Origin of the sequence: Dyadobacter sp. 3J3 (assembly GCF_009801115.1) — a bacterium.
Lineage (GTDB): Bacteria > Bacteroidota > Bacteroidia > Cytophagales > Spirosomataceae > Dyadobacter.
Genome location: NZ_VTOL01000003.1, coordinates 190,784 through 203,772, shown reverse-complemented (window position 1 = coordinate 203,772; position 12,989 = coordinate 190,784). Strand labels below are relative to the sequence as shown.

General features: G+C 39.5%; 11 protein-coding genes. 1 reads left to right on the top strand and 10 read right to left on the bottom strand.

Going from position 1 to position 12,989, the window contains the following annotated elements; all coding sequences use genetic code 11:
- Positions 1-10: 10 nt before the first annotated feature.
- From FZF08_RS07830 to FZF08_RS07800, 7 genes are all read right to left on the bottom strand, one after another.
- A complete protein-coding gene (locus FZF08_RS07830; protein ID WP_229216453.1) occupies positions 11-718 on the bottom strand; it encodes a sulfite exporter TauE/SafE family protein in 708 nt (235 codons plus the stop codon).
- A complete protein-coding gene (locus FZF08_RS07825; RefSeq protein ID WP_159468086.1) occupies positions 718-1,170 on the bottom strand; it encodes a FixH family protein in 453 nt (150 codons plus the stop codon). The genes FZF08_RS07830 and FZF08_RS07825 overlap by 1 nt, the downstream gene beginning before the upstream one ends.
- Positions 1,171-1,222: 52 nt before the next feature.
- Positions 1,223-2,644, bottom strand: coding sequence for a cytochrome c oxidase accessory protein CcoG (gene ccoG / locus FZF08_RS07820; protein WP_159468085.1), 1,422 nt, complete (start codon positions 2,642-2,644; stop codon positions 1,223-1,225).
- Positions 2,645-2,752: 108 nt separating this feature from the next.
- Positions 2,753-3,784 (bottom strand): c-type cytochrome, encoded by a 1,032-nt coding sequence (locus FZF08_RS07815; protein ID WP_159468084.1) that lies wholly within the window; start codon positions 3,782-3,784, stop codon positions 2,753-2,755.
- A 48-nt stretch (positions 3,785-3,832) separates the two neighbouring features.
- Positions 3,833-5,983: a cytochrome-c oxidase, cbb3-type subunit I gene (gene ccoN, locus FZF08_RS07810; protein WP_159468083.1), complete on the bottom strand. Its 2,151-nt coding sequence runs from the start codon at positions 5,981-5,983 to the stop codon at positions 3,833-3,835.
- A 71-nt stretch (positions 5,984-6,054) separates the two neighbouring features.
- Positions 6,055-6,228, bottom strand: coding sequence for a cbb3-type cytochrome oxidase assembly protein CcoS (gene ccoS / locus FZF08_RS07805; RefSeq protein ID WP_159468082.1), 174 nt, complete (start codon positions 6,226-6,228; stop codon positions 6,055-6,057).
- A 133-nt stretch (positions 6,229-6,361) separates the two neighbouring features.
- Complete coding sequence (locus FZF08_RS07800; protein WP_159468081.1) at positions 6,362-8,812, bottom strand: heavy metal translocating P-type ATPase metal-binding domain-containing protein; 2,451 nt, start codon at positions 8,810-8,812, stop codon at positions 6,362-6,364.
- A gap of 192 nt (positions 8,813-9,004) precedes the next feature.
- Between FZF08_RS07800 and FZF08_RS07795 the strand changes: the two genes are divergently transcribed.
- Entirely contained in the window at positions 9,005-9,928 is a 924-nt protein-coding gene (locus FZF08_RS07795; RefSeq protein WP_159468080.1) for a hypothetical protein, read from the top strand.
- Positions 9,929-10,032: 104 nt separating this feature from the next.
- Here FZF08_RS07795 and FZF08_RS07790 read toward each other — a convergent pair whose 3' ends face one another.
- The 3 genes from FZF08_RS07790 to FZF08_RS07780 all read right to left on the bottom strand — a co-directional run bounded on the left by FZF08_RS07790 (position 10,033) and on the right by FZF08_RS07780 (position 12,973).
- Positions 10,033-10,683, bottom strand: coding sequence for a class I SAM-dependent methyltransferase (locus FZF08_RS07790; protein ID WP_159468079.1), 651 nt, complete (start codon positions 10,681-10,683; stop codon positions 10,033-10,035).
- An 11-nt stretch (positions 10,684-10,694) separates the two neighbouring features.
- Positions 10,695-11,606: a hypothetical protein gene (locus tag FZF08_RS07785; RefSeq protein WP_159468078.1), complete on the bottom strand. Its 912-nt coding sequence runs from the start codon at positions 11,604-11,606 to the stop codon at positions 10,695-10,697.
- Positions 11,607-11,716: 110 nt separating this feature from the next.
- Complete coding sequence (locus tag FZF08_RS07780) at positions 11,717-12,973, bottom strand: asparagine synthetase B (protein WP_159468077.1); 1,257 nt, start codon at positions 12,971-12,973, stop codon at positions 11,717-11,719.
- Positions 12,974-12,989: the final 16 nt, after the last annotated feature.

Sequence of the window (12,989 nt, the reverse complement as noted above, 5' to 3'; positions counted from 1 at the left end):
AACAAAATTATTATTTGCCGTGACAAATCGGAATGGAATTACTATTGGCAGAATTATCAATTGGATATTGTATTAATATTCCCCTCATAACCAATAAAATACCAGCAATCGCTAACATAACTGGTGTTAATTTTCGCACACGTGAGCGAAGTGAAATTGAAAACCATTGCTTAAAGAAACCAACGGCCATCATCGCAGGCAAGGTACCAACGCCAAACATCAGCATATATAAACCACCGCTGAAAGCATTTCCGGTAGCAATTGAGCTGATAAGCGCAAGATAAACCAGGCCGCATGGAAGCAGTCCATTTAAAATTCCTAACAAAAACCAGCTTTGCATTTTCCGGCTCCGCAGCATTTCTCCCATTTGTTTTTTCAAATGCTGAATAAATCTCTGCCAGATTTTTGGTGGATGAAAATAGGTGTCCAGGCGTGCAGGCCAAAGTACATAAAGCAGCATCAGTATTCCTGAAAAGATCGAAAGATAACGTAGATATCCTATGAAAGCGAACGAGGATCCAAGAGAGCCCAAAGCAATTCCCAGTGCTGCATAGGTAAAAGTCCGTCCGCTGTTGTAAACGGCCAAACCGGTAAATTGCTGAAATTTATTTCCTTTTTGAACTGGCAGTGCCAAAGCAATCGGGCCGCACATGGCTATGCAATGAAAACTGCTCAATAATCCCATAGAAAATGCGAGATAGGGCAGAGCGTTATACATTACAATCCTGGTTTTGTGATAACCACCACACCTTCATTCCAGTAAGCCTTTGTTCCGTTTTTCCAGTCAATTTGCAAATAGTAGCGGCCTGGTTTGATATCGGATCCGGCTATTAACTGATCACTATTTTCAGCCTTTACTGGAAAAGTACGATCCTTTGTATTATCGGATGGACAGTACAATTTCACATTTCCTGTTAAAGTATCTTCTGCAAATTCCTCTGGAAAATGAATCATTATTCCCTGCTCTTCCACTCGCCAGGTTAGCGGATTGCTTAATGCTTTTGTCAGATTTACTTTGTTTATTTTATCCTGAAATTGGAGTTCTTCTTCATAGTAATGATCTGTTACAAGATCAATTTTCTGGCTGGCGCTCATGCCTACCAACAAAAGTATCATGACTACAAATCCTCCATAGAGTATTGCAATGCCTGCGCCCCAGTTTAGTTTCATGATATTGTTCGTTTAAATATTAAAATATGATTTCTGAGTAAAACACTTAAAATCATTCTTCCGGAGCCATAAAAGTGGTCTCAAAAGTTTCCAGTTTTTCTTTTCCCTGAAAAACAGAAAGTTTCAGTTTTGTCTTTCGGTTCTTTAATTCTGTTTTTGGAATAATGATAAAAACTGTCCCTTCCGACATACCGGCTCCATCCAATGTCAGATCAGGCTTTCCTGCGAAGAGCAATGTCCCTTTTGGTGAATCAAGATGAATGACCGGTTTTACGATCTGGTTTGTTTTGTTAAAAATTTTGAAAGTATACAAGTTACTGATCGTACCATCCTTATTTTCAATATATTGACTCCCTGGTGCGCGGAATAACGTGGTTTGCGTATCATTTCTGGAAACAACCAGATATCCCAGTGCCGACCATAGTAAAACAAGTACGACAATATATCCCCGTGTTCGATTGGTTATCAGTTTATTGACTCCACTAACGATCGCATTTTCGGATGTGTATTTTATCAATCCTTTGTCAAAACCCACTTTATCCATGATGGAATCGCAGGCATCAATACAGGCTGTGCAGTTTACACATTCCATTTGGGTGCCGTTTCGAATGTCAATTCCTGTCGGGCAAACGGCTACACATTGAAAGCAGCTGATGCAGTCACCAGCAGTACGATCGTGGCCTTTATGTAATTTTTCGCGAGGTTCTCCACGCTTGTAATCATAGGCAACAACAATAGAATTTCTGTCCATCAAAACCCCTTGCAAGCGACCATATGGACAAACAACCGTGCACGCCTGATCACGCAGCCATGCAAAATTGAAATAGAAAACCGCGGTAAAAATGATAATTCCGGAAAAAAGCGGTACGTGGTCGGCTATAGGTTCGCTAACGATTTTAGATACTTCATCGACACCAATAACATAGGATAAAAGGAGGTTGGCAATTAGAAAAGAGACTAGTAAAAATAAGAAATATTTAATTCCCTTTTTTAAAACTTTGTCACTTGTCCACGGGGCTTTGTTTAATAATTTTTGTTTGCCGCTATCACCTTCAATAAGGTATTCGATTTTCCGAAAAACCATTTCCATAAAAACAGTTTGCGGACAGGCCCAGCCACACCACAAACGTCCGAATATGGTTGTGAATAAAACGATGAAAACCATAAAGGATAACATCGTAAGTCCAAAAAGCCAATAATCCTGCGGCCCAATGAATAATCCGAAAATGATGAATTTTCTTTCCAGAACATTGAAAAGTAGAAGCGGCTGGTTGTTATATTTCAAAAAAGGCGTAACAAATAATAAAGTAAGAATAACAACCGTAAACCAGACACGCCTGTCATGCCATTTTCCTGTTGGTTTTTGCGGATAAAACCAATTCCGTTTTCCGTCTTCATTAACGCCATTGAAATGATCACGGAAAGAATCGTCGGCGGGCGGCGTGGAAACAGGAATAGAATTTGGTATACTCATTTTAATAGTCCAGGAGGACGTTAATGCTTAAAAGAAAATCTAAAAATAAATCAGATATGCCCCAAAGCGCATTTTTTTAACTTTCAACCGCGACGCGGCCGCTTTCAACTATCTTACCGCAACCGTACTATCTGCGGGCATTTTTCCTTCTTCAAATATTTCCCCTTGCGGTTCTTTCGGGTTTGCCGGTTTACTTCCTTTTAGTGACAATACGAAACTGGCTACTTTTTGCATGTCTGTCGGAGAAAGCTGTTTTTCCCATGAGATCATACCTTTTTCAGGAACACCGTATTTAATTACTTTGAAAAGATTTTTGATATTTCCTCCATGCAGCCAGAATTTATCGGTAAGATTTGGCCCAACTCCTCCTCCGCCTTCTGTGCCATGGCAGGCCGTGCATTTTTCCTGGAAAATGGCTTTCCCAGCGTCAATTCCAACTATTTCAGTTAGCTGGGTGACTGTGTTTTCGTCCATAGTTGAACCCACTTTTTCCAGATAAGCTTTTTTCTCAATATCCGCCAGGGCTATTTCCTTATCAAGTTCTGCAATTTGTAAATCTCCCATTCCGCTGAAATAATAGGCCGAATATCCAATTGCTATCAAAACAGTTGCAAGAAATAGGGATTGCAGCCATGGCGGCATGCGGTTATCCAGTTCCTGGATTCCGTCATAATCGTGACCTTCGATCAGGATTGTTTTTTCATCATTTAATGAAACACCAAGACCAGCGAATTTTTTGAACCAGCTTGTTTTAGGAGCTGTTTCAGTATTTTTATTGGTGACCTGCCTTAAAACGGAAAGTGCATTTACTAATAAAATGACGATTAGAACCATTATAAAAACTAATAATCCTAACAACATTATTAATAAAATGTCGGTGCCGGAAAGTGCACGAAGTTCTTCTTTTGGCTCCTGAGCATAAGCTGATAAAGAACATATCAGGAAAAGTATTATTGATAAAATTCCTTTTTTGACACTTCCATCATTTAAAGGGATGTTTTTCATTTGATTAAGGGACGTTTTATCCAGTTTGAAAACATAAAACAGAAGCACGACAAAGAAGACAAAGAATATGATGAGGGAGATAAGTGGGAAAATACCCACACCCGCAATGGTTTCGAGATAGTTTCGGAATTTCATGATTTTGTTATGGTTGGGGCGACCCTCGTGGTCGCCCTGTTTCGACAATTATTTACCCGTTTTGATATCCGTACCCAATCGTTGCAGATAAGCAATCAACGCAATGATTTCCTTGTTTTCATTGGCTTTAATCCCGCTTTGTTTCAATCTGGACTGGATTCCAAGTGCTTGTTTATGCAATTCAGCATTGGCAATTTTATCATAACCTTTTTCATAAGGAACACCGAGAGTCTGCATTGCACGAATTTTTACGGGTGTGGAAGCTGTATCCAGATCGTCTTCCAAAAGCCAGCCATAACGTGGCATAATAGATCCTGGGGACATAGAAGTAGGATCTTCCATGTGGTTGTAATGCCATGAGTCAGGATATTTTCCACCAATTCTGTGCAGATCCGGACCTGTGCGTTTTGATCCCCACTGGTGCGGGTGGTCATAAACAAATTCCCCGGATTTTGAATATTCCCCATAACGTTCAATTTCAGAACGGAAAGGACGAATCATTTGCGTGTGACAAACATAACAGCCTTCACGAACATAAATATCACGGCCCTGAAGTTCAAGAGGGGTATATGGTTTCACACTTGCAATGGTAGGAACGTTGGATTCGATCATAAAAGTTGGAATCATTTCTATCATACCACCAATCGAAACGACTAGCAAGGCAACAATTGTGATTGTTAAAGGTTTACGTTCCAACAATCTCTGATGCCAGAATTCCTTTTTATCAGCATGCCAAACAGCGGCCAACGGCATTGCTTTTGCAGTTTCGTATGGAACAAGTGTACCTTTAAGTGCTGTCATCCACAAGTTGTAGATCATCACTATAAAACCAATAATATATAAGGTACCGCCGATACTTCTTAGGAAGTAAAGCGGTGCAAGCTGTGTTACAGTTTCAAGGAAATTAGGATACTTTAACAAACCTTCTGCTGTAAATTCTTTCCACATAGAACTTTGCACCCACCCGGCCCAATACATTGGTACAGTATAAAACAGAATCCCTAAGGTACCGATCCAGAAATGGAAACTGGCCAGTTTGGTAGAAAACAATGGACGATTGTATAATCGAGGGAAAAGCCAGTATAACATACCAAATGTCAGGAAGCCGTTCCATCCTAACGCTCCTACGTGTACGTGCGCAACGATCCAGTCGGTATAATGGGCAATGGCATTAACATTTTTGAAAGCCAGCATAGGTCCTTCAAATGTTGCCATACCGTAGGCCGTAATGGCTACGACGAAAAATTTCAAAACTACATCTTCGCGAACTTTATCCCAGGCACCGCGCAAAGTCAAAAGGCCGTTCATCATTCCACCCCATGAAGGAGCGATCAGCATCACAGAAAAAACAGTTCCGAGCGTTTGCGCCCAATCCGGCAATGCGGTATAAAGCAAATGGTGAGGTCCAGCCCAGATGTAAAGGAAAATCAATGACCAGAAATGGACAATGGAAAGTCGGTATGAATAAATAGGACGGTTCGCTGCTTTTGGTAAAAAGTAATACATCAAGCCTAAATAAGGCGTAGTCAGAAAAAACGCCACCGCATTATGTCCATACCACCATTGCACCAAAGCATCCTGAACACCTGCGTAAAGCGAGTAACTTTTAAAAAGTGAAACCGGAAGTTCCAGATTATTAACCACATGCAACATGGCAACAGTAACAAATGAAGCAATGTAAAACCAGATAGCAGCGTAAATATGTTCAACGCGACGATGAATTGTTGTCATCACCAAGTTGGTTAAACCTGAAAGCCAAACGATTGCAATCGCAATATCAAGCGGCCATTCAAGTTCCGCATATTCTTTGGCGCTGGACAATCCCATCGGCAAGGTAATAGCAGCACCGATGATAATAAACTGCCAGGCCCAAAAGTGGAACCGACTTAAAACAGGGCTCCACATCGGTGTCCGCAATACCCTTGGTGCTGAGTAATACAGGCCGGTAAAAAAACCGTTTCCTACAAACGCAAAAATAACGGCATTGGTATGCAATGGCCTGATACGGCTGAAAGTGGTATACGGTAAATCCATATTTAAATTTGGAAATACAAGCTGGAAAGCGGCCAAGAGACCGACAAGCATGCCTATAAGTCCGAACAGGATCGTCGCGATAGCAAAATTTCGTACGATTTTATTATCATACTGAAATTCGTCCAGCTCAATGGATGCGATACCTGGATTGGGAAGGTTTGACATAATTTTGAGAGCAGATTGGTGAATAAATAGTGGTAATAATTTGGGTCGGGTGAGATAATCCGGAATCTAATTCAGGAATTTTTTTTAACCGGTTTGTTGGTGATAATGCCGTCATCCAGAAGTATGCGCATCGCCGGTGTGCAGTCATCATCAAAATGACCTTTCCAGACCGACCAAATAAAGGTGCTTAGGAAGCCTAAGGCCACAAACAAGCTGACGAGAATCAAAACGTAAAGAGCGCCCATGGGTTTCTATTTAATTAAATTAATTGATTATCAGTGTTTTGTGAAAAATATTTTCCTCGCTTTTGATATGCCAAAACTACCTGACTTGGTTAAGGCAAACGATGACATTAGGATGCTATTAAACTGATGTTCGTCACCTTTTCATCCACTTTTGGGCTGAGATGTTAGTCGCAATAGTGGTAAAAAGTACAATAGTAATAGAGCTGACAGGCATAAGAATGGCTGCGAATACTGGAGATAATTTACCAGTAACTGCCAACGACAATCCTAAAACATTATAAATAAGCGATATAGTAAAACTGATTTTGATAATGCTTTGACCAGATTTGGCAAGGTTTATAAAAGCTGGGAGTTTTTCCAGTTGAATTCCTTCCACAAGAGCATCGCAGGCAGGGGAGAAATTGTTTATGTCATCTGAAACGGCTAAGCCGACATCACTCTGGCGAAGAGCACCTGCGTCATTGAGTCCGTCTCCGATCATTAAAACATTTCGTCCTTCATTTTTTTGTAAATTTTCTATGAAACGAAGTTTTTCTTCGGGACTTTGTTCAAATAATAAATTAGTATCTTTCCCAAATATAGGCGACAAAATAGGCCTGTCTGTCTGTTTGTCCCCGGATAAAAGATAGGTGTGAAAACCTTCTTTTTTAAGCATGTCTACGGTTCTGGCAAGCTCAGGACGATATTTGCTTTTTAATGTAAAATAACCTCGTATTTTTTTATCAAACGAAACATATATATAAGAGGCATTACTCGTTTTTTCTGACGGATTTGCATTTTCTACCCATTTTGAAGATCCTAATTTTACCTCAGTTTTTCCCCAGAATGCCTTTATTCCGGCACCTCCGGTTTCTTCAAAATGCATCAACATACGGCCGCTTCCAATAATATTTTCAAGTTTTTTAACAAGCATTCTACTCAAAGGGTGAGATGATTGCCTAGCCAAAGTTTTTACTATAACCAGTTCATCTTCTGATAGTTTATTGCCGATAAACTCAATTTCTGCTTCGTTCGTCTGTGTGATGGTTCCTGTTTTATCAAAAACGATGGTATCAATATGTGAAAGTCGTTCAATGGCATCTGCGTTTTTGGGATAAAACCGGTGCTTACCAAAGAGGCTTAATAAATTGCCATTAGTAAAAGTGGAGGAAAGTAACAATGCACACGGACAGGCGACGAGCAGGGAAGTGGTAAAAGCTCTGAAAGCTGTTTCATGTTGATTTAAGATAAAAAACCAAAATAGGAAAGTAAGGCTGGCAATAATGAGTATGACCGAGGAAAAGTATCGGTTAATCCGCGCAGCAAGTGTCTGGTTTTGATTCTCTTTTTCTTTGGTAAAAGTATCGTTGTTCCAAAGTTGTGTAAGGTAGCTTTGAGAAACCTGGCGAAGAACTTCCAGTTCAACAGACAATCCTGTCTGTTTTCCTCCTGCGTAAATAGTGTCGCCTTTTTGTCGTTCCACCGGCTCTGATTCTCCGGATACGAAACTGTAATCGATTAATGCCCTGCTGCTTAAAAGGACGGCATCTGCCGGAATTAACTCCTGATTTCTGACTAACATCTTATCGCCGGATTTTAGCTCAGTGATAGGGACCCGGGTTTCTTTTTCGTCTTTTATTGTAGTTACTGCGACAGGGAAATAAGATTTGTAATCCCTGTCAAAGGAAATGCCGGCATATGTTTTGTCCTGAAAATATCTTCCGATCAACATAAAAAATACCGCACCGGTAAGCGAATCAAAATATCCTGGGCCGGTTTTGGAGACAATTTGATATATGCTGGTAAGAAAAACGCAAAGCAAAGCCAAGGCGATAGGTGCATCAATATTTAGATATTTTCCTTTTAGCGCCGACCAGGCAGATTTGAAAAAATCAGCGGCGCAATAAAAAAATACGGGAAGGCTTAATATGAAATTAATGATGCTAAAAAGTGTCCGCAGGTTTTGATCAGATGAACTTTCTCCCAGATGAAAGTATTCAGGGAAACTCAAAAGCATAATATTGCCGAATGCAAAACCGGCTATACCAATCTTATACAACCGGGTTCTATTCCATTTTTGGCTTTGAGTACCTTCAACATCGTTCAGGCTTAGGTACGGTTCGTAACCAATTTTAGTAATAAGTACGGCCAATTCGCTGAGTTTAATTTGCTGGGAATCAAAAGTTATTCTAACTTTTTTTTCCGGGAAATTGACAACTGAACTTCGGATAGCAGGGTTGAATCTGTGCAATTGTTCCAGCAGCCATATGCAGGAGCTACAATGTATTTTAGGTATCAGCCAATTGATACTGGAAAGTTTTCCATCGGTAAATTCGAGCAATTTGGAAGCTACTTCCGGCAGGTCCAGATAATCAAATTTTCCCTGGAAATAGGATTTATCCGGAGATATTCCTTGTGGCCCGTCAATGGAATAATAACTGCAAAGATCATTCTCTTTCAAAATATCATAAACCATCGAACAGCCTTCACAACAGAACGCGTGTTCATCCGAGTGGATGATGTCATCTTTACATTCTTCACCACAATGATAACAGGGAGGCCTGGTAAGTATTGGTTTTTCAATAATATGTTCGTGGGGTCTCATAAATCGGGCCAGCGGGTTGAAAACCAGAGTTTAAAATAAACGAAGGTCTAATGTGACACTTGTTTAAAATGTCAGTCAAAATTGGCGGATTTAGGTCGGGGATAAGATGACCTGTGTCTGTAAGCTAAGTGACTTTGATCAGTATTCGTAATCGCGTTTACAAAATGAGTGGCTCTTGATATCTTTTGATGTATGCGTAAAAAGAATGATATACTGTTGAAAAGTGCTTTTGAGGAAGCTTTTCCGGATTTGCTGCGTTTCTTTTTTGATGATGCGGATATTCTTTTCAATATAGAAAGGGGTTTTGAGTTTATGGATAAGGAGTTAAGTGAATTATTCCCTGAACTCGATAAGCAAGGCGGAAGCCGTTTTGTGGATATGCTGGTAAAAACTTTTTTGAGAAGTGGCGAGGAGGAATGGATATTAATTCATATCGAAATCGAGGCGATTGCAGGTAAGAATTTTGGAAAGAGAATGTTTCAATACTATTACAGAATTCTGGATCGATTTGAAGTTGAAATCGTTGCGCTTGCAGTTTTTACAGGACAAAATAATCAGAACCAGACTGCTTTATATCAAAAAAGCTTTTTAGGAACCAGAATTACATATGAATACAATGCTTATGGGATTTTGCAGCATAACGAAGAGCAGTTGTTAGGTATGAATAATCCATTTACACTGATTGTTCTGGCGGCACAAAAATCATTGCTTCAAGGAAAAATTCCTGAGGAAGAATTAGGAGAACAAAGGCTAACCATTGCCAGGGCTCTTATACAAAGCAAGCGCTACGAAAACGAACAAATAAGGCGTTTTCTTTATTTTTTAAAGACTTTTGTTCACATAGAAAATTCTGAAATAAATAGTAAATTTGATATGGAAATCAATTTGTTAACCGGTAAAGAAACTTCTATGGGAATTATTGAGACAATTAAAATGCTGGCTAAGGAAGAGGGGATGGAAGAAGGTTTGGAGAAAGGCTTAGAAAATGGAAAAGTAATATTTGTCCGAAATCTTCTTTCAAATTATGACTTTGATGTGAATAAAATAGCCATGCTGGCAGATGTATCGGCGGATTTCGTTGAGAAAGTACAAGCTGAATTAACTAATAACCGGTAAAGAAACTGCCATGGAATTATTGAGACGATTAATATGCTGGCTAAGAAAGAAGGACGAGAAAAAAGCAAAATAATGTTTTTCCAAAATTTCCTCACAAATTATGATTACAACGATAGTGAAATTGCAATTTGGTTTTTTTTGTAAGCTATCGACCTCACAAATTTTCCATAAAACCACTCCTCTGAAATTTTATTATATTTTTCAGAAAAATACAAATCCATGTCCACAAGTTCGGAAGCTTCGACTTTGCTTAGTATTCCAAAAAATAAATACATCGTTTTTAAAAGTACTTTTTGCCAGATTTTTGTCTGGTATTCAGTTGGAATGAAATCGGTATAGAGCCATAATCCGTCTTCCTTTAATTTTTTGTCCAGACCAGAAAATAGCATGTCTATTTTATCTTTTTTGAAAAGATCGAAAAAGAAAGGCGTGATGATGATGTCAAAAAGCAGTTCAGTATAATAACCTTCAACTGGCGTATTCATAAAGGAAACACTATTGTTTTTGCAGCTTCTCTTTTGGGATAGTTCAATCATTTTCAAAGAAGATTCTACATAAATAATCTCTAATCCTGTTGGATGTATTTTAGCAATTTCTTCAAGTATCCATCCTGTTCCTCCACCAACAATCAAAATTCTGCTGTTTGGCAAAATTTGTGAGAGCAAACTGACCTGGGCCTTCACCAACGCGTCTCCAAAAAACAGCCGGCTAATGAAATCATATGGGCGGGCAACTGTATCGAAATCAGTATCCATTAGGTTTAAGTCTAGTTAATAAATTGAGATCCGACTATGCCGCAAACTGCTTTAACGAGTAAAAGCCCATCGATGACGATGAGATAGTACAGGATATTTTTGTGTTTTAACATAGACCATGCAACAATGAGCATCAGCATAAAAGGTACCAGATTGAACAACAGAACTATTGTTTTGAAATGCCGGAAATGCGCAAAAAGTAAAAGAGAGACAATGCCGATTGTTAATAAAGGAATCAATACGAAAAATATCGTTGTTTGTAATCCATAACGGACAACAAATGTTTTGAGCTGCTGATTGGAGTCATCTGCGTAGTCTTTCAAATCGAACATTATAGCATTTACGGTACAAAACATCCAGTTTTTCATGAAAAGCCAAAGTGCAAAAACCGGATCGATGTAGTATGTTCCTCTTTCAATTTGCAGGACAACCAGCGGTAACAGATTTACACAACAGGCCCATACAAATCCGATAATGAATGCTTTGAGCCAGCCTGTGTTTCGCAGATTTAATTTTATGAAAGATTGGGGTATCAAACCATAATAAAGAATCGCTGCCAGGCCAATTACAGAGACAAGTATCCAGTAAGCAATTGGTAAACGCAAAATATTTTCATAATACCGGCAAAGTAAAATCAACGATAAGGTGCCACAAATAGCAAGTAATGCGGGTTGGCTCCACTTGATGAAATTATGATGTTTAGCATACCAGATCGTTCTTGGGTTGATGGAATTATCCGCGCTGGTAATACCGGAGTAGGCATAGGTGTAGTACATTACCGTTCCAAAAAACAACAATGAATAATACAAAATGGAATTAAAATGAATTTGAAGCTGAAATAAGGTTTCCAGTGAAAGCGCAACTGCCAGCGTACCGACAAAATAATTTCCGAAAAAGACAAATTCAACAAATTTTCTTCCCACTTGTAATGCTATTTCCGGTTGCTGATCTTTGTTTCGGCTCTGCTAAAATATCAGACCCGAAATATTTTTTTGCATGAAATATATCAATTTAAAGTGGCTGTAACCAATTTTCAGGTCTTTCTCTTTTTTTTTCGGGCGGATGGGAAAAGAACATTGTTGAGGATAAGCCGGTAACCCGGAGAATTGGGATAAAGATTGAGGTCTGTGGCCATTCTGCGGTTACCACCTCGGCGTCCTTCCGGATCATGTCCGCCATAAAATGTCCACTGCCCGCGGCCAAGTTCGCCATAAATGTATCTGTCTGACTGGCTGCTAGTTCCCATGACCAAAACATTTGGCTTAACTGTATTCTTTGTAAAAGCGTTCGTCTGACCGAAAAATTCCCGTATCAGATTTTCATGATTCTGAACTAGCATGGCGGGTATTACATCCCATTTTGCAGAAAAATCAAACAAAGAAAAATAATCTTCATTTTCGCTGTACCATGACCTGCCACCAGTAGCATTAATATCCGAAAAGGCACTTCCATCATCATCGTCCAGATGTAATTTGAAGTTTTGAAAAGCAAATGTTTTGGAATAATCCAGTTTTGACTGCGCGTTAGGATCAACGCCGTCTCCATCAATCCCATCCACAATATCAATTCCTTCGGCCGCGAGTGCAATATCAAAAGTTTCAGCACCCGAGCACATGGCAAACAAAAATCCGCCACCGGCACAGAATTCTTTGATGGATTTTGCAACAGCCAGTTTCATCTGGGATACCTTGGCATAGCCAAAACGACTTGCAATGGCTTCCTGGGCTTTGATGTCATTTGGAGACAAGCGTCTTAAATTTCTTCCAAATTGTCCTGTGAAATCCTCATGGTGCAAATGAATCCAGTCGTATTTCGGTAGATCGCCTTTTAAAATTTCTTCGTCATAAATAACTTCAAACGGAATTTCCGCATACTTCAAAACCAGCAATACAGCATCAGTGTTTTCAAATTCCGAAGGGCTGATTTTTATGGGAGAGTAAACAGCAATTTTCGCGGCTGTATGGAGTTTGATAACCTCCATGTTAACATTCGGATTGCTGATCTGGCTGACGATTTGTGCCTGTGAAGCATCAGATAAGATATCAAAGGAAATAGCCCGCAGCTTACATTCTCTTTCAATGGCTTTAGAATATTGCACCATGAAACTACCTCCCCGATAATTTAAAAGCCAATCCAGTTCAACATCATCTTTAAGAATCGCATACGCCAGGCCATAAGCTTTGAGATGATTCGTCTGTGTTTTGTCCATGGGTATCAACAGGAAATTCGCTATGCAAACCGACGAAATCAACAGCAGCAGTATTGGGAGAAATATTCTGATCATAGCCATCACCGTTAGAATTGCT

What these genes read in the sequence shown, in the direction of transcription:
- FZF08_RS07830 (WP_229216453.1), bottom strand. Translation starts at nt 718, where the DNA reads ATGTATAACGCTCTGCCCTATCTCGCATTTTCTATGGGATTATTGAGC.
- FZF08_RS07825 (WP_159468086.1), bottom strand. Translation starts at nt 1,170, where the DNA reads ATGAAACTAAACTGGGGCGCAGGCATTGCAATACTCTATGGAGGATTT.
- ccoG (WP_159468085.1), bottom strand. Translation starts at nt 2,644, where the DNA reads ATGAGTATACCAAATTCTATTCCTGTTTCCACGCCGCCCGCCGACGAT.
- FZF08_RS07815 (WP_159468084.1), bottom strand. Translation starts at nt 3,784, where the DNA reads ATGAAATTCCGAAACTATCTCGAAACCATTGCGGGTGTGGGTATTTTC.
- ccoN (WP_159468083.1), bottom strand. Translation starts at nt 5,983, where the DNA reads ATGTCAAACCTTCCCAATCCAGGTATCGCATCCATTGAGCTGGACGAA.
- ccoS (WP_159468082.1), bottom strand. Translation starts at nt 6,228, where the DNA reads ATGGGCGCTCTTTACGTTTTGATTCTCGTCAGCTTGTTTGTGGCCTTA.
- FZF08_RS07800 (WP_159468081.1), bottom strand. Translation starts at nt 8,812, where the DNA reads ATGAGACCCCACGAACATATTATTGAAAAACCAATACTTACCAGGCCT.
- FZF08_RS07795 (WP_159468080.1), top strand. Translation starts at nt 9,005, where the DNA reads ATGCGTAAAAAGAATGATATACTGTTGAAAAGTGCTTTTGAGGAAGCT.
- FZF08_RS07790 (WP_159468079.1), bottom strand. Translation starts at nt 10,683, where the DNA reads ATGGATACTGATTTCGATACAGTTGCCCGCCCATATGATTTCATTAGC.
- FZF08_RS07780 (WP_159468077.1), bottom strand. Translation starts at nt 12,973, where the DNA reads ATGGCTATGATCAGAATATTTCTCCCAATACTGCTGCTGTTGATTTCG.